15 protein-coding genes are annotated in these 24233 nt (G+C 49.1%); 8 read left to right on the forward strand and 7 right to left on the reverse strand.

Features of this window, described 5'->3' with window-relative positions; genetic code table 11:
- Window positions 1-364 precede the first annotated feature (364 nt).
- Window positions 365-1528 carry a sialidase family protein gene (locus tag ON006_RS03350; RefSeq protein ID WP_244823893.1) on the forward strand — a complete coding sequence of 388 codons (1164 nt, stop codon included), beginning with the start codon at window positions 365-367 and terminating at the stop codon, window positions 1526-1528.
- Between the two features lie 75 nt (window positions 1529-1603).
- On the opposite strand, the gene ON006_RS03355 is transcribed toward ON006_RS03350, so the two are convergent.
- Together ON006_RS03355 and ON006_RS03360 are read right to left on the reverse strand one after the other, a co-directional pair.
- Entirely contained in the window at window positions 1604-2848 is a 1245-nt protein-coding gene (locus ON006_RS03355; RefSeq protein WP_244823894.1) for a DUF418 domain-containing protein, read from the reverse strand.
- A 233-nt stretch (window positions 2849-3081) separates the two neighbouring features.
- A complete protein-coding gene (locus tag ON006_RS03360; protein WP_267609949.1) occupies window positions 3082-3969 on the reverse strand; it encodes a sterol desaturase family protein in 888 nt (295 codons plus the stop codon).
- A 179-nt stretch (window positions 3970-4148) separates the two neighbouring features.
- Between ON006_RS03360 and ON006_RS03365 the strand changes: the two genes are divergently transcribed.
- The 3 genes from ON006_RS03365 (at window position 4149) to ON006_RS03375 (ending at window position 10824) form a co-directional block, all read left to right on the forward strand.
- Complete coding sequence (locus ON006_RS03365) at window positions 4149-4826, forward strand: hypothetical protein (protein ID WP_244823896.1); 678 nt, start codon at window positions 4149-4151, stop codon at window positions 4824-4826.
- 155 nt (window positions 4827-4981) lie between these two features.
- Window positions 4982-7108 (forward strand): T9SS type A sorting domain-containing protein, encoded by a 2127-nt coding sequence (locus tag ON006_RS03370; RefSeq protein ID WP_244823897.1) that lies wholly within the window; start codon window positions 4982-4984, stop codon window positions 7106-7108.
- A 164-nt stretch (window positions 7109-7272) separates the two neighbouring features.
- Window positions 7273-10824, forward strand: coding sequence for a carboxypeptidase-like regulatory domain-containing protein (locus ON006_RS03375; RefSeq protein ID WP_244823898.1), 3552 nt, complete (start codon window positions 7273-7275; stop codon window positions 10822-10824).
- An 87-nt stretch (window positions 10825-10911) separates the two neighbouring features.
- Here ON006_RS03375 and ON006_RS03380 read toward each other — a convergent pair whose 3' ends face one another.
- Window positions 10912-11652, reverse strand: a complete 741-nt coding sequence (locus tag ON006_RS03380; RefSeq protein ID WP_244823899.1) for a 3-keto-disaccharide hydrolase — start codon at window positions 11650-11652, stop codon at window positions 10912-10914.
- 231 nt (window positions 11653-11883) lie between these two features.
- On the opposite strand from ON006_RS03380, the gene ON006_RS03385 reads away from it, so the two are divergent.
- On the forward strand, window positions 11884-12906 hold the full coding sequence (locus ON006_RS03385; RefSeq protein WP_244823900.1) for an LLM class flavin-dependent oxidoreductase: 1023 nt from the start codon (window positions 11884-11886) through the stop codon (window positions 12904-12906).
- Window positions 12907-12979: 73 nt separating this feature from the next.
- Here ON006_RS03385 and ON006_RS03390 read toward each other — a convergent pair whose 3' ends face one another.
- Together ON006_RS03390 and ON006_RS03395 are read right to left on the reverse strand one after the other, a co-directional pair.
- Entirely contained in the window at window positions 12980-13627 is a 648-nt protein-coding gene (locus ON006_RS03390) for a nucleotidyl transferase AbiEii/AbiGii toxin family protein (RefSeq protein ID WP_244823901.1), read from the reverse strand.
- 43 nt (window positions 13628-13670) lie between these two features.
- Window positions 13671-14183, reverse strand: a complete 513-nt coding sequence (locus tag ON006_RS03395; RefSeq protein ID WP_244823902.1) for a hypothetical protein — start codon at window positions 14181-14183, stop codon at window positions 13671-13673.
- A 242-nt stretch (window positions 14184-14425) separates the two neighbouring features.
- On the opposite strand from ON006_RS03395, the gene ON006_RS03400 reads away from it, so the two are divergent.
- The gene (locus ON006_RS03400) at window positions 14426-14824 is read left to right on the forward strand and encodes a hypothetical protein (RefSeq protein ID WP_244823903.1); all 399 of its coding nucleotides are present in this window, start codon (window positions 14426-14428) and stop codon (window positions 14822-14824) included.
- A 6-nt stretch (window positions 14825-14830) separates the two neighbouring features.
- Complete coding sequence (locus ON006_RS03405; protein WP_244823904.1) at window positions 14831-15040, forward strand: helix-turn-helix transcriptional regulator; 210 nt, start codon at window positions 14831-14833, stop codon at window positions 15038-15040.
- 148 nt (window positions 15041-15188) lie between these two features.
- Here ON006_RS03405 and ON006_RS03410 read toward each other — a convergent pair whose 3' ends face one another.
- On the reverse strand, window positions 15189-16196 hold the full coding sequence (locus ON006_RS03410; RefSeq protein ID WP_244823905.1) for a glycoside hydrolase family 43 protein: 1008 nt from the start codon (window positions 16194-16196) through the stop codon (window positions 15189-15191).
- Between the two features lie 117 nt (window positions 16197-16313).
- Window positions 16314-20558, reverse strand: coding sequence for a hybrid sensor histidine kinase/response regulator transcription factor (locus tag ON006_RS03415; RefSeq protein ID WP_244823906.1), 4245 nt, complete (start codon window positions 20556-20558; stop codon window positions 16314-16316).
- A 441-nt stretch (window positions 20559-20999) separates the two neighbouring features.
- On the opposite strand from ON006_RS03415, the gene ON006_RS03420 reads away from it, so the two are divergent.
- The gene (locus ON006_RS03420) at window positions 21000-24221 is read left to right on the forward strand and encodes a SusC/RagA family TonB-linked outer membrane protein (RefSeq protein ID WP_244823907.1); all 3222 of its coding nucleotides are present in this window, start codon (window positions 21000-21002) and stop codon (window positions 24219-24221) included.
- Window positions 24222-24233: the final 12 nt, after the last annotated feature.

Consider the following 24233-nt stretch of genomic DNA (forward strand, 5'->3'; position numbering starts at 1 on the left):
GTTGATAAAAATCCTCGATGACCGAATTATCAACATCGTAGACTCTCAGTGTCAATTAACGGCAAGTTTGTTGGACTCTCCCAGTCATTTCAGCCGGATAGTTCATAATTATTCTGATGATCGCAAAGGGTTTGTGGTTTGGAAGGATGATTTGGAGGAGAGGCTGGTTTGATTGCTCTTTTAAAGTTTTATGCTTTTTTCACCTCAGCGAAATCGCCCATTACCACTTAAAGCAAAAAGTGAGGGGGTTCACCCCTTGGCTGCAAATCCATGAGGCGGTTTAAGGAGCGGCGAGAGCCGGGGGAACGAGTGGCATCCAACATAGCAGCGAATTTTTTGAAACTAAAATCCAAAGCATTTAAATATGAAGACATTAAAGTATTTGTTGGTCATTAATTTGCTAGCCGTGAGACTGCTGGCGAGCGGACAAACTCCTGTTTTTGTTTCGGGAACTGAGGGTTATAAATCATTTCGTATTCCCGCGATCATCAGCGCGCAGAATGGGGAGCTGCTTGCTTTCGCGGAAGGCAGGGTAGGGGGCAGTGGTGATTTTGGCGATATTGACATTGTCATGAAACGCAGCAAGGACAAGGGCAAGACCTGGTCGAAGATCCAGGTGGTGGCCACTTATGAAAACTTGCAGGCCGGCAATCCAGCACCGGTAATGGACCTGACCGATCCGGCTTTTGCGAATGGCCGACTTTTCCTGTTTTTCAATACCGGGAACAACCACGAAGGTGAAGTAAGGAAAGGAAAAGGGCTGCGTGAAGTCTGGTATAAAACCTCCACCGATGGCGGGCTTACCTGGCAGCAGCCGGTCAATATCACCACCCAGGTCCATCGGCCGAAACAGCCCCAGACCAATGCAGCTTACAATTTTGAGCAAGACTGGCGAAGTTACGCCAATACGCCCGGGCACGGCATGCAACTATTGGAAGGCAGATATAAAGGACGCATTTACATTGCCGCCAACCACAGCGCTGGCGAGCCCAAAAGCAAGTTTACGGATTATCAGGCGCATGGATTTTACAGTGACGACCATGGAAAAACATTCAAGCTCAGCGAGACGATATCCATCGAAGGTTCCAATGAATCGACTGCCGCGGAAATATCAGGGGGCCGGCTGATGTTCAATTCGCGCAACCAGAAAGGCGATGTTCGGGCCAGGATCGTGGCCATCAGCTCTGATGGCGGCGCCAGCTGGGATACGACTTACTTCGAGCATAATTTGCCCGATCCGGTTTGCGAGGGCAGCATTTTGAGCATTGGCAAAAATAAAGGCAAGAACATGCTCGCATTCAGCAATGCGGCCGACACCAAAAACCGCGACAACCTCACGCTACGCATCAGTTTCGACGATGGCAGAACCTGGACCAGACAATACCTGGTCGATCAGAGCAAAAATGGAGAGAAGGATTACACCGCCTACTCAGACCTTGTCAAGACGGGCAAAAACAACATTGGGATATTGTATGAGCTGGACGGCTATAAATCCATTGTTTTTAAAGAGATTAATTGGAAACGGTAGGGCAGTCTTTTGATCTGCCCTGGGGGATTGAAACAGGTTGTGGTGGCGCACTTGGATCGCCACTGACCCAACACCCTATTGTTTCAACATCGGTTGAAATGCCAGTAGGGTGGCCGACCGCCAGATCCATTCCAAAGGCCCGTAGCGAAAGCGGGACATCCACCAATGGCTCATCAGAAGCTGGAAGATGAAAAATGGGAGGGAGAGCGATACGGCCCAGGCGGCACCGATTTCTCCCATTAGCCCCAGGCCGTACCCGTAAAAAACCAGCGTGCCGAACACGGATTGTAAAACATAATTGGTCAACGCCATTTTGCCTACCGATGCAAGATAGGAAACAATGAAATGCTGCGTGTACCTGTAAAAAAGCAGCGTAAAAGCGGAGAGGTAAAAGAATGTAAATGCAGCATTACTGCTATCGACCAGCAGATCGTAGAGGTAATTGTAATCCATCAGAAATGATGGATTTGTGATAACTTTCATTAGTATACGAAGGGAGTACAGTGTCACCATTGCTAAACCGCTATACAAGAAGAGTTTTCGAAATAATGGCAGATATTGGGGAATTAACTGAAATAATTGACGGCGTCCGGCATACAGGCCAAACAGAAAGAAGCCAAAGGTGACAAAGATGTTTCCGCTAAACCGCTGATAGCGTATTTTGACGGCAAGATCATCCAAGTTGACACGCGCAACCTCCCAATAGCTCCCATGTTTAAATACCTGATAATTAGCTTCAATGCGCTTATTGAATGCTTTTTTTGTCAGCTCACCCTCAGCCTTTGAGAATGCTGTTTCGGTAAGGTGAGTGTATATATCTTTGATCCGTATAGGCATATTTACAACCAGAAACAGCGCACAAATCAGGATCAGTGAAAATGATGCTTTACGAAAAGGGATCAGGGCAAACCCCACCACGGCATAAATAAGAAGAATGTCTCCCCGCCAGTGCAGGTTGTGGATAAAGCCAATCAGCCCAAGAATAATGAGCCGCCACATAAACCTGCGCAGGAAGACGCGTTCGGGTAATTTGGAACGCGTCACCATCAGGGCGAAGCTCAGCCCGAACAGGAAGGAAAATAAAGTGTAAAATTTTCCGCTGATCAAGCCATAAACGACTGATTTGGTAAAAGTATGAATAGCGTTGGCATGGTTGATTTGCTCCACCCAGTCGGGCACCGTGCCTCCATCGAACCAGCTTTTAGCATGGATGAGCAGAATTCCAAACAAGGCAAAACCTCGAAGTCCGTCAACTACCTGAATGCGGGCGGATTTCCCCGTGATTCTCTGGCTATCGGACAGCTCTTTATCGGAAACCATAAACTAAAACCGTTAAGTGAAGGGGGAGGGGGACGAATGCAGCCAATCCAAGTGTTTACCAGCTGCTTTTGAAACTTATGAATAATTCTGCTACCAAACCAGAATTAGTTCAGTAAATACTGTTTTAGCTAAGGCATTTCTTAAAGTTTGTGGGCGGCGATCGTTGATGTTTATATGATTGAGGGTGAAGATGTTCCATTATTATGCGTGGGCAATGTATCTGGAAGCCCAAACTAGTGCTGGCTTTTCTTTAATTGCTTGCTAGTTTGCCGTGAATGATCATGGCTCCATCCCGGTGGACCGAAGACGTAGCCGATTGCTGATTTCAGGTCAGGCGCTTTTGAAATATCACGCAAGATGGCGCGCCATTCATGAAAGGCGATCTGTAAGAGATTGTGACTTTCCAGGTTTTGAGTAATGCCATAGTGCGGCCGGCCTTCTTCTTCCTTGAAAGTACCAAACATCCGGTCCCAGATGATCAGAATCCCTGCGTGGTTTCGATCCAGATACTTGATATCCGAGCCATGATGAACGCGATGATGGGAGGGCGTATTGAATATAAACTCTAAAAAGGCAGGCAGCTTGCCAACCGCTTCCGTATGGATCCAGAATTGATAGATCAGGCTGGCTGTCTGCATGATGAAAACATCGACGGGGTCAAATCCGATGAACGGCATCCACAGGTAGAAGACAAATGCGCCGCTGATATTGCCCGTCCAGGTCTGCCTGAGGGCCGTGCCCAGATTGTAATACTGTGAAGAATGATGCACTACATGGGAAGCCCAGAAATATCGGACCATGTGGCTTGTCCTGTGAAACCAGTAGTAGCTAAAATCATCCGCAAAGAAAATAGCTACCCAGTACCACCAGGCACCTGGGTTCATGTCAAAAAGCCTGACCTGATACACCAGCACCAGGGCCCCGAAAACGACGGCTTTGGAAACCAGTCCGGTGATGACATTGCCTATCCCCATCGAAAGACTGCTGACTGTATCCCGCGTGTTATAATGGTGCTCATGTTTTTTCAGATACCTGAAATACAGTATCTCCACTACCAGTGAGAGCGCAAAAACCGGGATAGCATAATAAATGATGTCTTTCATGGAAGTAGCAAAGGGCATTTAAAGCCAACTTGCTGTAAAGTTAGAATTTGTTGGATAATTTCCTGCTACCAGTGGATGGAGATCCCAAGGTTAAATATGCATTTCGTCGATCAAACGCGGTGTTCGTCGCTGGTTGCCATTGGGCACTTCCAAGTTTGGAAACGAATCCCTAACCTTGCCCCGTCAATTAAAAAGCCATGAAAAAAATCTTAACTGCTACCGTTTTGCTCCTGGTGCTGCTGCTCAACGGATGTAAACCTGGTTCTGACAAAGACCCTTCATTTCAATTTGAAAAAGGATTTGGAAGCTCAAAAGAGCTCCCGGTTGGTTCACCTTTTAGCTGGCCCGCCGGGCTGCACATAGTGGGGCCGCTGATCACCGAGGACGAATGCTTCTACGAGGCCAAGCGCAAGCGCCGGCTTTTCGGTCATGGTGCGCAAGTGCAGATTTGCATGAACCTCTATAACGAAACGCAGACGCCAATTCGCCTGCATTTACCGCCCGGTCTGATGTTTGTCTCAAAAAGCCTGGACGTGCAGAATGGCTTGCTGATCAGCGGCGTGACGATTGAGGTGCCTGCCCAGGAGCAATTTTACGCAAATCTTTATATGATTTGTGTCAATACCAACCGCGCCTCTCCCGGTCATGATGAGTACGAAAAACAAGCCATCATCACAGACCATCCTGCGTTAAGAGAGTTGATCAAGCTGCTTGAAAACAAAAAATGCAACTTCGAAGATTATGGAAGTATTTACCTTGAACCGACCGCTTCACAAATCACTTATCAGATCAACGCTGCGGTCCACAACCTGATTTATGGAAAACCGGTGAAAGACCAGGTGATGGCCGAACTCCGTGCGATCCCTGAAAGATGAAGTTGTGACCAGCATACAACAAATTTTCATGCATGCCGCAACGGTTTTCATTCCAAATGGTGTCCTGAGAAATATAGACAATCCAAGTTTGAATTGCCTTTTCCAGTGATTCGTTGGTCTGTCCCGTTTCATCACTTACATTTTCTCAGCATGTTATGAAAACTTGTACGCTTCTTATTTGCTTGCTGCTCTCAACGACTGCCTCCTATGCTGCTGCCCAGTCAGGCGGCTATATTTCAGCGCCATTTACCGTATGCCTGGAAGCTGAAAATGCCAACAGCGATGCGCCCATTTCTCCTGATCCGAATGCCTCCGGCGGCTTGACACGCGGCACCCGGGATTCGGGCGATTACTTTGTTCAGTACCAGACCGACGTTCCCACTACCGGGAAGTACCTGGTGACTATCCGCTATTATGCAGAGCAAAATGCGCAGGTAAGTGTTTCGGTAAACGGCGGAACCCCGACCCAGCTTGAACTTCCGGCTTCGCATTCCTGGAACATTGTATGGAAGGAACATACCTTCGAGGTTGATCTGCCGAAAGGTAACAACTGGATCCGTATCAAAGAGCTCGCAGGGTCTGATGTCAGGCAGGATAAAGCCTGCTGGACCGAAAACGGTCCAAGCGACCCGGAGGAGGAAACACCCGTCGATTGTAACTACGTGGTCGGATCGATCGTAAGTGATCTGTATCCATCGTGCGGGCAGGGAATTGCGGTCAGTGCCGATTGTGGCGGGAACTGCGCCGGCCTCACATACAAATGGAGTGGTCCGGGAGTGGATGCCTCAGGAGCTTCTATCAGCTTTTATGCACCTTCTGAAAATGGTACATTCACCTATACCAGGACCAGTTCGAAACCAGGTTGTGCCGATCAAACCAGCGATTTCAAATTGACTATCACTGATTGCGGCCAGGGACCATTCCAGATATGCCTGGAAGCCGAAGACGCTGGCGGAACAGGGCCCGTGACCGAGGACCCCAATGCATCGGGCGGTAAGACAAGAGGCGCACAGGACAGGGATGACTACACCGTATATTATGTAGTGCACGATGTGCAGACCGAGGGCCCGCACGCAGTTACATTCCGGTATTATGCCCCAGCAAATACAGCGGTTGAAGTCAAAATCAATGACGAGATCCAGCCGCACAAAATAGAGCTTCCGGCCTCGAATTCATGGAATATAGTTTGGAAAGAATATACCGTCCTTTTTACGCTCAAAAAAGGGCTCAATGTCATCTTTGTGAAAGGGTTGCCTGGATACAGTCCGGTTCGGCATGATAAAATATGCATCGAGCAGATGCCCGGCATTCCTCCTGGCTGCGATTTTGCGGTTACGGCCCAGGCCTCTACATCGACTCCCCAATGCGGCGCCCAGGTTACCCTGTCGGCCAATTGCACAGGGCCCGATTGTGCGGGTATCTTCTACAACTGGACAGGTGCCAATGGTTTTGCACGTTATACACAGAATATTGATGTTACTGCGCCGTCTGTCAATGGATCGGACGGCTACAATGTTGCCGCCGGGAAAGATGGATGCGCTTACAAAAATGCCTTTGTTGGCTTCACCGTAACCAACTGTCCGCCTGTCGACGAGCCGTTCAGTGCCTGCATTGAAGCGGAGCAATCGGCCAGTAACGGGCCAGGGTCGGATGATCCCAATGCCTCGAACGGTCAGACCCGCGGAGCGCAAAATAACTATAATTATTTTGTAGACTACCAGGTGAAGGGAATAACGAAAGCAGGCTTTTTCCCGGTGACGCTGCGCTACTATGCGGCGTCCAATGCGCAGGTTAGCGTATCGGTAAATGGTACCGTGGTGATCCCTACCTTGAACCTGGCTTCTACACACAGCTGGAACATTGTTGCGCGGGAGGAAACATTCTACATCACATTGTTTGAAAACATGAACACCATCCGTATTGAGGGCCTGCCCGGTGCGGCAATTCGTCAGGATAAGATTTGCATCGGGCCTGACCAAAATGTTTATACCAGAATGGCAGCGCCGGGTGCTTTGGAAATGCAAAGCGATACCCCTTCGCTGCAAGCTTTTCCTAACCCCGCCCACGGCGAATTCAAAGCCGTATTCCAGTTGCCGGTCGGCGTCCTGGGCACCCTGCGCATCACTGATACGCAGGGCCGGGTGTGGCATGAACGCGTGGTGAAAGGAAAGGGTGCAAACCAGGAGCGCATTGCCCTCCCCGGCGCGCCAGAGGGCATTTATCTGCTGCAAGTGAAAAAACCAGATTCGGTAGAGATAAAGAAAATCCTGCTCACGCGTTAAATAAGAAAAAGCGGTTGCGCGTCTGGTCGTGCAACTGCTTTTTGATTTTCATTTGCTTTCGGCTCAGATCGTTCCAAGCGTTGACATACCCGCAACTATTATTGCAGTTACCACCATAGGTATGATTGCGTAAGGCCGCTCTTTTTAGAGAGTAATTTAAAACTATGCGTTGTTCATTCTTTGCCGGCTGGATAACTGTCGTGCTAATTTTAGGATCGCCATTGCTGGCTTGCGGACAAACCACGGCCGTGCTGACCGGCTATGTGACGGATGCGGCCACGGGCAAACCCATGCCATTTGCTCACGTATACGTAAATGGATCAACGCGGGGCGCTGTCACGGGCGAGAATGGCTACTATACATTGGCTGGTGTGCCACTCGGTACGGTCGAGATAGCCGCTTCTTTTGTGGGCTATCAGCCTGCTACCCAAAAAATCCGGTTTGAAAATGCCTCCCCACAGAAAGCTAATTTTCAGCTGAAAGCAAGTGAACAAATGCTGGACGCTGTGGTCATACGGGGTAATCCGAGAAGCTGGGAGCGACATTTGCGTCTGTTTAAAAAGCAACTATTCGGCGAGCCATTTGGCGGACAGTGCCTGCTGGTAAACAGCGAAGTACTCAATTTTAAAGAAGACAAAGGTCATCTGTATGCGAGGGCCAATGAGCCGTTGGTTATCGATAATCAGGCGCTGGGCTACCGGCTGATTTATGATCTGCAGCATTTCGATCTTAACCCGTCCGGAAAGGTTTTTTCTGCGGGTACTGCCCGTTTTGAAAAGCTAAAACCCGACAGCGAACGGCAGGCCAACCGGTTTCGCAGTAACCAGCTGACGGCCTACAAAGGATCTATCCGGCATTTAATGGCCAGCCTGATTGATAACACCTTCGAGCAGGCAGGCTTTATGGTTTATCAGGAAGATGCCAGCAAACCGATTTCTGTCGAACGCCGGATCGTTACACTTGCCGCAGCGGTTAACGAGTACAAACGCCTGGTGCCAATTCAGATTTCTCAATTGATTCAGCCCGGCAGGTTAGCGACCGAACGACGACTGGTTTCGCCCATGAAACTGATTATATTCTATACAAACGCATCCTCGGGTTTCTCACCTTATCCTGATGCCCGTTACGCTTATACGGAAATGAAACTGCCCAGCGGCCAGATGCAGATGACCGTCGATGGGGTTATTACGATGCCCGAAGGTATGGAAGCCGAAGGCTCGATGGGCAATGACCGGCTATCGACGATGTTGCCTGCCGATTGGCAAGCCGAAGATCATGAGAAGGAGCTATTTACAAACGGCCCGCTGGCCACACAGGGCAAACTTGCGCCCGCTGATTCCAGTTTGATGCGTATCACTGCGGCCTTCAACGCACGGTTCAAGTCGCTTGCACCTACGCTGTTTGTGCACATCGATAAACCCTTTTATGCGACCGGGGACCGGCTCTGGATGAGTATGTACTTACTCGACGCGGCAAGTCACCAGCGGGCGGAAGGCGAAACGGCCATGCATGTGGACTTGCTAACCTCAGCAGGGAAACTGGTGCAGCACCAGTGGGTACGCCTCGTCGACGGGCGCGGACAAGGCAATTTTCGCCTGTCTGACACCCTCACAGCGGGAACCTATCGCCTGCGGGCCTACACTGATGAAGATGATGCCCAGCCAGGTCCGGCTTTCGAGCGGTCTGTGGCTATTTATAATCTGCTCGCGAAAGACTTGGTAATGCGTAACGATTCTGTTGCCCAGCAACCAGACATTCAGATTTTGCCGGAAGGTGGTCGCTGGATCTGGGGATTGCCGGCTCGTATGGGCATAAAAATTCTCCGACCCAATGGTCTCGGCTTGTCCATTTCGGGACGTATTGTCGATGATTTGGGAGCGGAAGTGATTCGTTTCAAGACCAATGGGCAGGGAATGACCAGCGTGCCGATGCAGCCCAAAGCGCCGCGGACTTACTACGCGGAGCTAACCCATAACAGCCAGCCGCAACACATTCCTTTACCCAAACCCGAAACCGAAGGGCTGTTGCTTTCGGCCGATGCGATCAGCGATACAACCCGTATGACATTGACCATCATGAGCACCAACCGGGCCGGTATGGACTCGGCCTACATTTTGATTCAGCAACGTGGCCGCATTGTCGATCAGCGAAAAGTTTTTTTGCAAAACGGGGTGGCCAAGATAAGTTTACCCATGCTGAGCTGGCTGCCGGGCCTTGCGCAAATTACGCTCTACGATGCCAGCCGCAGGCCGCAAGCCGAGCGAATGGTGTTCGTGCCGGAATTCGTTGCACCGGTACGTGTGGCGCTGGGATTCAATAAAACAAAGTATCAGCCCCGCGAACAGGTGATCCTGAGCGTCAATGTGGGCGATAACGGATCACCTGCGTCAGCGGCTTTATCGGCCTCGGTCACCGATGTCAGTAAAGTAGCCGGTGACACTGCCGAGGCTACCTTGCCGACACACCTATTGCTTACCGGAGAGCTTCGGGGGCACATCGAAAATCCCAATCAATACGTAATGGATCACACTGCCCAAACCCGTCAGGCGCTGGACGAGCTGCTGCTGACGCAGGGCTGGCGACGGGTTAGCGGCACACGGGAAGCTGATTCGCTTGGTGGGGTATCTCTGAGCGGCCGCATTTTGAATGCGAAAAATCAACCCATACCCGGCGCGCAAATTGTCGTGGCCTCGACAAAACCGGGGCAATCGTTCGTGAAATCGGCTAATGCTGACCATCAGGGGCGCTTTCGGCTAGGGGGAATGGCCATTGCCGATACGGTACAGTTAATGGTTCAACTCGCTGATGACCGGAAAAGAAATATTGCTGTCAAAGAAGCCTTTCTGGTTCAGGAAGGGCCGGGTAAACTATGGGAGTCTGATAAAACAAGTGTTGCGCCAAACTGGCCAGCATTGCAGGCTCAAATGGAGGCTGCCCGGATCAGGCAAGAGGCAAGCCCCGATTTGTACCGTGATAAAGCAGCTAAACTGCTAAACGAGGTAACTGTTCGAGCGCAGAAGTACAATGAAAGGCCTGATGATATTCAAATGCGGAGTCTTCACAATGAAGCCGATGCCACAATTATTTTCGATGAGAAATCACCAAATTACCCAAATCTGTATGAAATGATTCAGGGGCGATTAGCAGGTGTGACTGTGCAAAAAATGGCGCCAGCCCCAACCGGTCCGGCAATGCCTACCGGATACTACGTCTCTGTTCGGGGCAGCGGTACCGCGCCGCTGTTTTTAATGGATGGCGTGCCTGTTTACGACCCTGACGGAATCGCTTTGATGAATTTCAACCCAAGAGATATAGAACGTGTCGAAGTACTAAAAAATGCTGGTACAGCCGGGATATACGGTGTTCGGGGAGGTAACGGGGTCATTGCTTTTTTTACCAAACGTGCACGGTCCGGGCAGGGAGGCGCCACAACCAAAGAGGTTATGACGCCGGTTCAATTCATTGGTTACCCGTCGGTGCAGCGCGAATTTTATCTGCCGCGCTACGATGTTGAGGCAAATGCCAGCGCGATTTCCGGCGCTGTCGATGACCGGGATGTGTTATACTGGAAACCACTTATGCAAACCAACGTTCAGGGGCACACGCAGCTGCGTTTTCCGCTCTCGGACGTAGTGCGAACTTTGCGCGTGGTGATACAAGGCATAACGGCCGATGGCCGTCCGGTGCTGGGCGTTCAGTTAATCCGGGTTCAATAGGGCAGTAATTCAGTTCAATTTTTTGATCCACATATTGCGGACAGAGACTTTGGTCGTCGCTTCGATTTCAATCCCGATCATGCCCGTCTAGTTATTGGATGATTTCGGGTCGTCGTCAATCATGACAGCCATGACAGTGCCGTTCAGAATGTGAATAAATACCCCGCCACGGGCAATGACGATGTATTGGTTCCAGTCATTCATCTTGATGGCCTCCCCCAACAGCTTACGGTCGCCAACGCTTCCCATCAGGCGCTTGCTCTTTTCACCGTAACCTTCCACTACTTGCCCGCGCCAGGCCAAAATTCGCATCGGCGTGTTTTCGGAGTAAAATTGCCCCGTCCAAACCGGCGAGCTCGGCCAGAAATCCGCCTGCGGCCCGGTCATCATCCAGTCCAGATTCACCGGCCCGACGTTAGCCGTGACATTATCAGCAATTTTGGCCAGCCAGGGCACGCCCGTAATGCTGCGGTACTGGATCCCGCTGCCGCCTTTGCCTTCAACTTTGATCTCAAATTTGAGCGTAAAATCTTTGGCCTGCATATCCCGGTTTACAATGTAGCTGTTGCCGCTTGGATTTTGCACCGTTGACTCACCGACGATCGCGCCATCTTCGACGCGCCAGAACTTGGGATTTCCATCCCAGCCCTTTAAGCTTTTTCCGTCAAATAGCGACACGTATCCCGCATGGTCATTGAAATCCATTGAATCGGGTTCGGTAAAAGACATTCCGCCCGGTTTGGGTTTGGCGGGCACGGTTTGCTGCGCAGAGGCCGCGCCCGAAATCATAGTAATGGCGCACAGCATGAGAAGATTTTGAAGATTCATACCTGATGGTTTAACGGTTTGGTTTAGGAATTGAAAGCATGCGCTGGCAGTTGCTGGCAATGCAAACGCCTGTTAAACAAAAGGGTATCTTGCGTACAGTTTACTGTGCTGAATTTCAGCGACTACTACCTTTGCAGGCTGCTACACCCGATCACCTTTAGGTTAGTGGTAGCCCGGAACTTTTAATGCCGCATAATCTTTGTAATCCTAGTTGACTATGAAAGACCAGTTATGAAGAAAATAGGATTTTTATCGTTCGGGCATTGGTCCAATCATCCGGCTTATAACGCGCGGACAGCGAGCGACACATTGCTTCAATCCATTGATCTGGCTGTGGCTGCCGAAGAAATCGGTTTGGACGGCGCTTATTTTCGTGTGCATCATTTTGCATCGCAGCTGGCATCGCCATTTCCTTTGCTTTCGGCTATTGGCGCCAAAACCAGCAAAATAGAGATTGGGACGGGCGTGATCGATATGCGTTATGAAAACCCCCTTTATATGGTGGAAGATGCCGGTGCTGCGGACCTGATTTCGGAAGGGCGATTGCAATTGGGCATCAGCAGAGGGTCGCCAGAGCAGGTGATCGATGGGTGGCGCTATTTTGGATATGAGTTGGCTGACGGCGAAACAGACGCGGAAATGGGACGCCGCAAAGCGCTGGAATTCCTTGAAAGGTTAAAAGGTAAGGGATTTGCGCAGCCCAATCCGTACCCGATGTTTCCAAACCCACCGGGCTTGCTTCGTTTGGAGCCCTACTCGGAAGGATTGCGGGAACGCATCTGGTGGGGAGCCGCTTCCAATGCTACGGCGATCTGGGCAGCGGAAAACGGGATGTACCTGCAAAGTTCCACCCTGAAATACGATGAAGGCGGCAAGCCTTTTCATGTGCAGCAGGCCGAACAGATCAGGCTGTACAAAGAGGCGTGGAAGAAAGCGGGCCATAAGCGCCAGCCCAGGGTTTCAGTGAGCAGGTCTATTTTCGCATTGGTCAACGATCAGGACCGCATGTACTTTGGCCAGGAATCCAACCGGCGCGACAAGATCGGCATGATCGAGCAGGGCAAAAATGCGATTTTTGGTAGAAGCTATGCCGCCGAACCAGATCAGCTCATCAAAGAACTGGCGCAGGATGAAGCCATCCAGGAAGCAGATACGCTGCTACTGACGATTCCAAATACGTTAGGGGTTGATTACAATGTGCATGTGTTGTCTTCGATCTTGGAGCATGTGGCTCCGGGGCTGGGGTGGCGGTGAGGTTTGGTGGCAAATCATATCTGCCTAAATACTTTTGAGGTCATGGCTGGAAGTCACTCTTGCGGCCCTGACCTCATTTATCGTTTGATAGTCCTGCGAGTTCCTTCATTGAGCCGACTATGAATCCGATCCGCCTTTGTTCAGCGTATTCCAAATGGCATCCGATCCATTCGTCCAGATATTTATTTTTGAAAAGTACGTCTAGCTCATTAATGAGATAATCTTTCACAGAATAATCTGCTGTTTTTATTTCTTCCCAAATGAGGGAACGGTTGTTGAGAATGTAAACAATGTCCTCAAAATCAGAACTTTGTCTACCATCATTTCTTCCCCGATTTTTGAAGGCTTCAAACTTGGAGGCTAGAAAGTAAACCGGCGCAAAAATTCGTATTTCAATACTTTCATCCACCTTGACGCTCGTCCCATTCTTAGTCCCTTCTTCATACCATTTGTTTGTAAAGCCAAGAATATTTGCAGACGTCGGCATTACATCGACGGTTATGCCCTGAATTTTATAGCGGCAAATGACCCTTGAATCAATATCATTAGTAAATCCTTTACTTCTCAGCTTTTCCTCCATTTTCGCAAACTCGCCATACTTCGTGAGCTCGATCAAGATGTCGATATCGTCGGTAGGGCGGAGCTCGGATGAAACTCTGTCGGTATAAAGAGAAACAGTCGCCCCTCCGATGAAGAAAAAATCGCTGGCTAGTTCGCCCAATGCGCGGCAAACGACCTTTATGCGGGTCAGGTTTTGAAGAGGCTCACAGTAGATAATTTTCGATAACGCTTAATGCTGCATTGATTTCTCTCGGACGTCCTACCCGCAGAATGTCAATACTTGCGAGCAGCTTGTAAAGGTTTTCGTCATTTTGAGCTGCGATGGCCGCTCCTTTGTAAAGTGGTAGGATGCTCTGGCCGCGATGTAACCCGTTAAGGTCGGGCCAGACATAAATATCTTCTGCTGAAAATTGTTCCTGGTACAAAGGGTGTGAGTGCGCAGTGCGCATTCCGGTTGCGATAGGGCCGGGTAGGATCGGGAAGACGACGTGAAGTCCGTATTTGATGAATTCATACAACTTCTGCCGCGCCACTTTCCTGCGATCGGGCTGGAACAATCCGGCAACTGCGCTCCTGGTAAGCGAATGCGAAACGTCGGATATGCTCATATTCAAGTCGTTGGCAATTTCTCGATACTGCCATTCTCTTGATTCCCAAAGTATGATTTTGAGTAGCAGAACAATGTCCTGCGGTCTCATTCCATTACGCGTTGTCATACACAAATGTAATACTTTGTTTCTTGTTTCCAAACCGGAAACAAGAAACAAAGATTGGAAACCTCAGATGGAAGAATTGTGAAGAGACGCCGATCGTTTGCCTGATATTAATCCTCCGGCACTATCCTCATCCTATTTGCAATAAAGGACGTAGACATTAAAGAAAATAACGGCCCGAATATTGATTCGTGTTTTTATTTTGTAAAGTTTGTTTTACATTAGGACTTCTAAACTTTACAAATATGAAAGATACACTGAACGTATTCGCCTATTCTTATCCAATGAAGATTGTAGGCATCTTGCTGATAGGCTGGGGGATATATTCCTTTTCTTCGAAGTATCTCCAATTTCACCTGGTTGACCTCAATTTGCTTGCCGGTCTCTGCTGCTGGGGGTTGGTTTTCATTTTCTTTTCAAAGGAAAAAATCGACGACGAGCGCATTCACCAATTGAAGTTCCGGGCGCTGACCTGGGCTGTGCCGGTAGGATTGTTTGTTACTCATCTGATTAATTATTTCTTTCTGAGCAAGCCTGAACCTAATGGCGGGCAGCTCATGGAGTCGATTCCGGCCTATCACTCGCTTGTGATGATATTGCTTCTTGCTCTGGTCGCGTTTCATTATCTGAGGCATAAAAATTAATGATTGATGAAGAACCTGATCAAATTGGAGCGCGCCCGCAATAACATTACCCAGGCGGATTTGGCAGATATGGTAAAAGTGTCCCGGCAAACCATCAACTCAATTGAAACCGGCAGATTTATTCCCTCCGCGCTGCTTGCCTTTAAAATTGCGCATGTACTCCAAAGCTCAGTTGACGAAATATTCCAGTTAGAAGAATCCGACTGGTCGGAATGAGCGATTGGGCGGCACTGTGAGCGCAGGCAATCCAGATGACAAAGAAAACCAATTTTATTGCTTATTCGCTCCATAAACTCCCCACAGGATCCATGAGCGCTGATTTAAAAAATGGTTGATCAATACCAAGCGGCGGCCACCAGCATTGCTATTCTTCAAAAACTGACAAACCCCACTGATCCTTCCATTCAATAACTGGTTTGTTGTCTCTAAATCCAATCGGCAGCCAGATGTAGCGGCTGTCTTTTAAATCTTTTGGTTTCCATACATCGGCCATAAAAATAAAAGCATCCTTTTTCCCTTGGACCGCCAGTACGAAGGTGGATTGCCCTCCAAATGTAAGCTCGGATTTGGGGCCGGCCATTGGGTCACCAATCATTTCCCACGGACCGAAGAGTGACTTGGAAACGTGGACGCTGGCGCGGTTGGGAGCCCATCCCGTGCAGCCGCTGGTGATGAGAAAATACTGATCTCCTTTCCTGAATAAGGCTGGTGCCTCCCGGTGCTTGCTGAACAACAGGCTGTCTTGCGAAGTAGGGGAGAGGTAATCGTCTGTCAGCCGGGAAATTCTCAGGTCATAGTTGTCCTTGGCTGAATAGATATGGTATGCAGCCTGGTCCGAGTCCACAAAAAGTCCCATATCTCTGGACATATGCCCATTGGGCCTGAAACTTTTCACAAAGGTAAATGGGCCTGTCGGCTTGTTACTGATGGCCACAGCTGCCCTGGCGGCATCATATCCCTGCCCCTTCATTTCCAGGTGAAACCACATTACATATTTTTTAGTCTTTTGGTTAAATATCACCTTCGGGCGCTCTATAATGCAGCCGCTTACGATATCGCTTTTCGGGTCCGAACTTGTTTTCAGTCCCAGCCCTTCGAATTTCCAATGATAAAGGTCTTTCGAAGAATACACATTAACGCCTTTTGATTCCGTTTCGCCGCGCACCTCGCCATACCAGTAATAGGTACCGCTATTGTGAAGCAACCCGCCGCCATGCGCATTGATCACATTGCCATGCTCATCCTTCCATACTTCGCCCGGCATAAAAACGGTACTATCCTTTTGGTTTTCGGATAAGTCCGGTCCGGTAAATGCCCGGGCGGCAGTGCCCCGTAAAAGTGTAGCTAGGAGTAGAAAAACAAATTTTTTCATGACAAACGATTTCTGATTGATGTTTTGATATTGCGAAACTAGGCACAGATCAAAACCTTGGAAGGGTATTATTCGTCAGGAAACAGGTCAAATTTTATGAATTTCTAAAAAGTCCGTTCAGCCGTCAGATGCGCTGGCTTCTTCCCTGGGTTCTCTTTGTGCGCTGGCATATTGGGACGGTGACATCCCGTACCGTTTTTGAAAAGAAACCCGAAAGTTCTTCGGATCTTCGATCCCGACCATAAACGCTACTTCCGAAACGCGCGCGTGTTGGTTTGTTAGGAGTTGTGCGGCCCTTTTGAGACGAACATCTTTAATGAATTCGATCACCGTTTGCCCGGTAATGCTTTTGATCCGGCGGTAGAATACCGACTGGCTCATGTGCATGCTGGTCACAAGCGACTGCACGTTAAAATCACTGTCGGTAAGGTTTGCTTCCACAATTTGCATGGCCGTTTCGAGGAAAATCTTGTCCTCATCCGGAATGAGGATCTCGGTGGGTTGTAACAGAATCTGGCGCTGATAATATTCCTGAAGCCTGCCGCGGTTATGGAGCAGCGTGTTAATCTTCGCTTTCAGTATATCTTCATTGAATGGCTTTACGATGTAATCGTCGGCCCCGGTTTCCAGCCCTTCCAATTCCTGCACGGCTGCGGCCCGGGCCGTGAGCAAAATCACCGGAATATGGGTTGTCTTCAAGTTCTGTTTAATCTTTTTACTCAAATCGAGCCCGTTCATCTCCGGCATATTCACATCACTGATGATCAGATCCGGTAAAATCTCGGTTGCTTTCGCCCAGCCGTCAGATCCGTCGGGGGACAAAAATACCTCATACAGATCCTGAAACAAACTACTCAGATAGCGCCTGAGGTCGGTATTGTCTTCTACGATCAGAATTTTTGCCGCTCCTTTTTTTGGAACTTTTGGTCTGGAAACCTGCGCTACCGCCCCGGTTTGTGTTTCGGCCAGTAGTGGTAAGGAAATGTCATCGGCCAGCTCATGCTCCTGAAGATGTTCTTTACCAAAAGGCAGCTGAACAACAAACGTTGACCCCACGCCAATCTCACTTTTGACCAGGATATGACCAGAGTGCCGGTTCACAAACTCTTTTACCAATGCAAGTCCTATACCCGAGCCGGTAATACCCGAAGTAGCATTTGATGCTTGAAAATAAGGGTCAAAAATCCTTTCCCGCTCATCTTCCCGAATTCCTTTACCGGTATCGGACACGGAAATTTCGACATAATGATCGACCATGGTATTGTTCTCCCATTTCGCATCGCTTTGCGGAGATCCGATAATTCGGGCTGTCAAAGTGACATCTCCACCAGGTTTACAGTATTTAAATGCATTAGATAAAAGGTTGGTAATGATCACTTCCAGTTTTTCAGGATCAAAATAAACAGGTACCTCACCGGGAGGGATATCAAGCTGGTAACGAAGGTCCAGCTCGTCGGCCTTGATCTTGAAAATCGAGAAAATCTCTTTGATCAAAACAACGATGTCCTGCCGGGCTGCCGACAGTTGCATAGTGCCTGATTCGACTTTCCGAAAACTGAGGAGCTGGTTGACCAGGTTCAAAAGTTTACGCGTTTGCTTGTGCATCATCATTACTTTCTCCCGCATAGCTTCCGACCCTGATAGTGTATGAACGAATTCCTCCATCGGCCCGAGGATCAGCGTGAGCGGCGTACGGAACTCGTGTGATACGCCTGTAAAAAAGGTGGCCTTCATTTCTGCCATTTCTCGCTCGTTATCGCTTTTGAGCTTTTCGAGTGCCAATTTGTTTTCTAGTTTCAACCGACTGGTTGTCAGCTTTCTGTATAAAAAAAGTAATGCCGCGAATAGGATCAAATACGCCAGGTATGCCCACCAGGTCTGCCACCAGGGCGGCAGCACTTTCACATGCACCGAAGCGGGCGTTACCGACCACACCCCTTCTCCGTTATTAGCCTTTACCCGAAATACATAATCGCCCGCAGGCAAGTTTGCAAAGCTGGCAGAACGCTGCCCATCAGGAAGTTGGATCCAGCTTTTGCTGTACCCTTCCATCATGACCGCATACGATTGCTTTTGAGGGTTGACGTAGTTAAGGCCCACAAATTCAAATGAAAAGTCGTTTTCACCGGCATTGATCGTCACGCCTTCGGCTTCCGAAAAAGACCTGGTCACCATCGAGCTTGCGGCCTGTCCGTACGTCTCGTCAGGATTTTTATTCAGTACACGAAATCCTGTGATCCTTACCAGAGGGGGCAGCGGGTTGGGGCGTATTTCCTCAGGCTTGAACCAGGTGAGCCCATTAGTACCTCCAAAATACATGGTACCCGAAGCCGACTTGAAAGCCGACCCAACCTTGAATGAATTGCTCTGAAGGCCATCACTTACATCATAATGCACCACTTCACCGGTTTTGGGCGAAAATCTTTTCAGTCCCGCACCGGCCAGCCAGAGGTTCCCCTGGCTGTCGGCCAGCATGCTTTCGATATCATTGTCGGCCACCAGGTGCTGAAATCGCGCAATCTTTTCTTTACCATTACTTGTATATAATTTATGAAGCCCGCCCCCAATGGTGCCGATCCAGATATTACCTTCTTTGTCCCCTAGCAAAGGCCACGCAAAATTCACCTTCAGACTAGTTTCATTACCCGGTTCATGCTTAAACTGTCTGAGCAAACGCAACACTCCATTTTTTTCCTGCATTTTCAATACCCCCTGGTCACGGGTACTCACCCAAATTACATCCTGTGAGGGATCCACTAAAAGAAAGCTTATATCATCTGTTGGCAAAGGGCTGTTAGATCGATTGTAAGTTCTGATATACTTGCCCTCATTGGTAAAAAGGCTCATTCCTGCCCCAAAAGTACCGACCCAGACACGGCCCTTCCCGTCAGCAACTATGCTTTCAATGCTTAAATAATTCCACGGCGAAAGTCCCGTAAGCTCAGCCAGCAATACCGGACGTTCCAGATGACTCGCCTCTGTCATATACAATCCTTTATAACGGGTACCAATCCACATATAATCGCCAACCAGGCAAAAAGCAGATACATCGTTGCCGGTGGCATTTCCGCTCGGTGACACGCTCAGAAAATTGTGATAACTACCCGATCCTTCATCATACACCGAGTAACCATTCCGCGTGCCGATCCATACCCGGTTACGGGCATCGTCACGCGTCACGGCATTCACAAAGTTGTTGGTAAGAGTGGGTTTCCCTGAGACTTCACGGCTCAGGTGGTGGAATCCTTTGGATTGAAGACGAATCCTGTTGACCCCGCCCGCAGACGCCGCAAGCCATAGGTTTCCAAAGGTATCCTCCATAATCTGATGAATGCGCCCCGAATTAATACTGGACGGATCAGAATCCTGAGGAGCATAATGATGTACCCTTTGCGAATGCGGGTTTTGCAGGTAGGTTTCAGGATTTTCAATCAGGTGTAGTCCAAAATTTGTCCCGATCCAAAGCCGACCAAAAGAGTCCGGATAAAGGCATTGCATTTCATAAAAAAACTCAGGAAGCTTTTCAACTTTATAAGTAGCCTTGCCCGGGCCGGGTGACAGCCGGTACACGAAGTTATCGGAGGCGATCCAGATCATTCCATTTGCACCGCGCCGCATGACATGAATTTCTGTCTCTAAAATAGTATTATTCTTAGAGGCTCGATAAGTCCCATTTTCTGCTTTTGCATCAGAATCAACCCTCCATAGTCCATGTTGAAGCGTTCCGATCCAAATCTGCCGTGCCTCGGTCACCAGCACAGAGGCGGCTCCGTATGGACTGCCCAGTGCCACACTGTTCACACTGGAAATGACGGCATTTGCATCTGGCGTAAGACAAAAAACGCCATGGTTCGATGTCGCAATCCAGAGGCGGCGGCGCTGATCCATGGCCATCGATCTGACGCTGCCACGGCTTAGCCGGTCACGTTCCTGACCGACCAGGCCGTGACGCATTTTGAAAACAGGCCTTTGAAACTGATCATTGCTATGGTTGTAATAGTATATCCCGGCATGCTCGGTTCCTACCCACAATGTGCCGTTCAGATCAACAAATAATACCTGCACCCGGTTGGACGATACACCCGTCGGATCGCTTAGCGGTAGCTGATAATGTTTGAGATCATAGCCATCAAAGCGATCTACGCCATTATTAGTCGCAATCCAGATGAAGCCGCGACTTCCTTGTACGACATCCATGGCATCACTGTGAGCCAGGCCGTCGTCTACGGTGATATGCTCGAAACGGAATTTCGGAGATTTGTCCTGCGCCGAAAGAGGCGCGTCGGCGGTAAAAAGGACGAGCAAAAGAAGAACCCCCACAAGTCGCTGTTTCACCCCTGATATTTTGTCGCCGTTGCCCATTCCCTACAGTTGGTATTGATTCATAATGCTGATCAGAAAAAGCCAAAATCTGCGAACAAATTTTGACAGCCAGCAGATTTTACCCGCTAACTGACGAAAAACACCTCCCCTTAAAAGACCTGTCCACGTAGTTTTGAATTATTCAAATGATTATTTGAAAGTCTTGGCTTCGGGGCGTGCACTCGGACAAAGTGAAAGATGAAAATCTGAACATTAAAATAGACTTTTTCCATGAATGGCCTCTTGGCAGCCATGGTGATAGAAGATATTTCCACCGGTGACAATCTTACTAAAAATAAATTGAAAACAAGTCTGATTTTCTGTACAAAAATGGCAGCGTTCAAAAAAGTAAACAGGAGACCCCGGCTATCCGGTTTTGATCCCTGACCCGCTCTTGAATAAAGATTAACAATTGATTCCATCTCAAAAAACAGTTCTAAAATGAAAGAAAGACTACGCTATTTTTTTAACAGGATGGGCGTTATAGTGGCCCTTCTCACTGTCTTATCGACCACGTCATATGCCCAAATGGTAAAGGTCCAGGGAATTGTGAAAGATGCTTCGGGCCCGCTCCCGGGTGTTAGTGTTCTTGCCAAGGGGACCACCGCCGGTACAATAACTGACGCAAACGGAAACTATAAACTTGACATCGCCAACAATGCCGTACTGGTATTTACATTTATCGGCTATATCGCCACAGAAGTTGAGCTCGCCGATCACTCACCGAAGGCCAATGGCGTTTACGAACTGGATGTAACGCTCAATAACAACATCAACAACCTTGATGAAGTGGTGGTCGTTGGTTTTGGTACCCAGAAAAAAGTAAACCTCACCGGCGCTGTGGCAACAGTGGATGCGAAAGCGATCGAAAGCAGGCCTGTACGGAATGCTACACAAGCATTGCAGGGGCTGGTAACCGGTCTCAACATTTCACAAAACAACGGATCACTGGAAAGCAACCCGAGCATCAACATCCGTGGCAATGGAACGATTGGAAATTCTTCTTCGAGCCCGCTGATTATGGTGGACGGGATGGAAGGATCTTTGAATGCCATTAACCCGCAGGACATTGAAAGTATTTCAGTATTGAAAGACGCTGCTGCCGCGGCTGTTTATGGTTCACGTGCTGCTTTCGGTGTGATCCTGGTTACTACCAAAAGAGGTAAGGCTGGCAAACTCTCCATTAATTACAACAACAGCTTTAGGGCAACCACGCCGGTTTTGATGCCGAAAATGATGGATTCGTACACTTTTGCATTGTATTTCAACGATGCAGGACAAAACGGAGGCAGTGCACCGCATTTTAATACCGACCAACTCCAGCGCATCCAGGATTACCAGAGCGGTAAAATCACCACTTCGGTTATTGCTAATCCGAACAACCCGCTTTACTGGGCCGACGGCTATGGCTACGGTAACGCCAATGTGGATTGGTACAAGGAAATGTTCAGAAGCAAAACCCTGTCTCAGGAGCACAATTTCAGTCTGAGCGGCGGTACTGAGAAAACACAGGTTTACATATCCGGTAACTACATGGGCCAGCAAGGTCTGATGAAGTTCAATCAAGATGATTTTACCCGGTATGGTCTTACTGCGAAGATCAACTCAAAACTCACAGAGGCACTTTCGGTTAATTATTCCACGCGTTTTATCCGCGAAGATTATAACCGGCCCGCCAACCTGACCAATGGTTTTTATCAGGACCTTGGTCGCCAGGGCTGGCCTACATTGCCTTTGTACGATCCCAATGGGTTTCTTTTCAGCTCTCCTTCCCCTGCTTTGGCAATGAAGGATGGCGGCAAAGACCGCAACCAGACCGACAACCTTTACAATCAACTTCAGCTGGTGCTGGAACCGGTAAAAGGATGGAAGTCTTTCGCGGAAATCAATTACCGTACCCGTAATGATTTCAGGCACTGGGATTTGCAAAAAACCTACAACCACGACGTGAACGGGAGTCCGTATGTATACAGCAACAATTCCGCCGTCTACGAATATGCCAATAAAGAAAACTATTTCAACGCCAACTTATACTCTGAATACAGCCGTACCATTGCTCAAAAGCACTTTTTCAAAATCATGGGCGGGTTTCAGACCGAACTTACCAAATACCACAACCTGGGCGCACAAAGAAACGGAATCCTCGTGCCCTCATTGCCAACAATTGCCACCACCAGCGGTACGGATGCAAATGGCCTGGCGGTTGCTCCCTCGGTTACCGGTGTTTACCAGCGCTGGGCTACTGCCGGTTTCTTTGGACGTCTGAATTATGATTATGACGGTAAGTATCTGCTGGAAGCCAATCTTCGTTATGACGGTTCGTCCCGCTACCGTGCACAGCAACGCTGGGATCTTTTCCCGTCCGTTTCATTAGGTTGGAATGTGGCCAGAGAGCATTTCTTTTCGGATAACATCTCGTTTGTCAATACATTCAAATTCCGTGGATCTTACGGCCAGTTGGGAAACCAAAAGCCTGCTGACGGTTCAGCGGACTTTTATCCTACCTACGTGACGATGCCGGTAGGCACGGCGAGTGGATCCTGGCTGATCAACGGCGCAAGACCCAATACAGCGAGCGCGCCGGGCTTGATCAGCTCGACGCTGACATGGGAAACGGTCAAAAGCTACGATCTGGGTCTTGACTGGGGAATGCTTGGCAATCGCCTGACTGGCTCATTCGATTGGTTCCGTCGCAAGACACTCAACATGGTAGGCCCTGCGCCCACATTGCCCGTCATCCTGGGAACTGCGGTACCGCAAACCAACAATACTGACTTGCAAACAGCGGGCTTCGAGTTTGAGGTGGCCTGGAACGACCGCCTGAAAAACGGATTGGGCTACAGTCTTCGTTTGCTGTTATCGGACTATCAAACTACCATCACGCGGTACCCGAATGAGACCAAAGACCTTTCGAGGTATCGTGAAGGACAAAAAATGGGCGACATCTGGGGGTACACGACCATAGGTATCGCGAAGTCTCAGGAAGAGATGGATTCCCATTTGGCAACACTTGCAAACGGAGGCCAGAGTGCTTTCGGATCACAGTGGGGAGCAGGCGACATCATGTATGCAGATCTGAACGGCGATGGCCTGATCAACAGCGGTGCTTATACTCAGGATAACCCGGGCGACTTGCGTAAAATCGGTAACAGCACACCGCGATACACCGTCGGTATGGACCTGAACCTGGACTGGAAAGGTTTCGATTTTCGTGCCTTTATCCAGGGTGTTCTGAAACGTGATTACTGGCAGGGCAGCTACTTCTTCTGGGGGGCGACCGACAACATCTGGTGGTCGACCGGATTTAAAGACCATGCCGATTACTTCCGTGCCGATGCAAACCATCCGTTGGGCCAGAACCTTGACTCCTATTATCCACGCCCCGTATTTGGCAGCGGTAAAAACCAGCAGGTGCAAACCCGCTATCTTCAGGATGCTTCATACCTCCGCTTGAAAAACCTTCAACTTGGATATACCGTCCCGCAAAGCATTACTCAAAAGGCAGGTATTCAAAAACTGAGGATCTACTTCTCTGGTGAAAACATACTTACCAGATCGAAAATAGCGAAAATGTTTGACCCTGAAACGGTGGACGGCGGTTCTGGCGGAAGTGTATACCCACTCTCAAAAGTTTACTCGGCCGGTTTAAGTATTACTCTTTAACATCAGACACAA

Origin of the sequence: Dyadobacter pollutisoli, from assembly GCF_026625565.1 — a bacterium.
GTDB classification, from domain to species: domain Bacteria; phylum Bacteroidota; class Bacteroidia; order Cytophagales; family Spirosomataceae; genus Dyadobacter; species Dyadobacter pollutisoli.

Bases quoted from the DNA above. Each gene is read 5' to 3' on its own strand.
- ON006_RS03350 (WP_244823893.1), top strand. From the start codon at position 365: ATGAAGACATTAAAGTATTTGTTGGTCATTAATTTGCTAGCCGTGAGA.
- ON006_RS03355 (WP_244823894.1), bottom strand. From the start codon at position 2,848: ATGGTTTCCGATAAAGAGCTGTCCGATAGCCAGAGAATCACGGGGAAA.
- ON006_RS03360 (WP_267609949.1), bottom strand. From the start codon at position 3,969: ATGCCCTTTGCTACTTCCATGAAAGACATCATTTATTATGCTATCCCG.
- ON006_RS03365 (WP_244823896.1), top strand. From the start codon at position 4,149: ATGAAAAAAATCTTAACTGCTACCGTTTTGCTCCTGGTGCTGCTGCTC.
- ON006_RS03370 (WP_244823897.1), top strand. From the start codon at position 4,982: ATGAAAACTTGTACGCTTCTTATTTGCTTGCTGCTCTCAACGACTGCC.
- ON006_RS03375 (WP_244823898.1), top strand. From the start codon at position 7,273: ATGCGTTGTTCATTCTTTGCCGGCTGGATAACTGTCGTGCTAATTTTA.
- ON006_RS03380 (WP_244823899.1), bottom strand. From the start codon at position 11,652: ATGAATCTTCAAAATCTTCTCATGCTGTGCGCCATTACTATGATTTCG.
- ON006_RS03385 (WP_244823900.1), top strand. From the start codon at position 11,884: ATGAAGAAAATAGGATTTTTATCGTTCGGGCATTGGTCCAATCATCCG.
- ON006_RS03395 (WP_244823902.1), bottom strand. From the start codon at position 14,183: ATGACAACGCGTAATGGAATGAGACCGCAGGACATTGTTCTGCTACTC.
- ON006_RS03400 (WP_244823903.1), top strand. From the start codon at position 14,426: ATGAAAGATACACTGAACGTATTCGCCTATTCTTATCCAATGAAGATT.
- ON006_RS03405 (WP_244823904.1), top strand. From the start codon at position 14,831: ATGAAGAACCTGATCAAATTGGAGCGCGCCCGCAATAACATTACCCAG.
- ON006_RS03410 (WP_244823905.1), bottom strand. From the start codon at position 16,196: ATGAAAAAATTTGTTTTTCTACTCCTAGCTACACTTTTACGGGGCACT.
- ON006_RS03415 (WP_244823906.1), bottom strand. From the start codon at position 20,558: ATGGGCAACGGCGACAAAATATCAGGGGTGAAACAGCGACTTGTGGGG.
- ON006_RS03420 (WP_244823907.1), top strand. From the start codon at position 21,000: ATGAAAGAAAGACTACGCTATTTTTTTAACAGGATGGGCGTTATAGTG.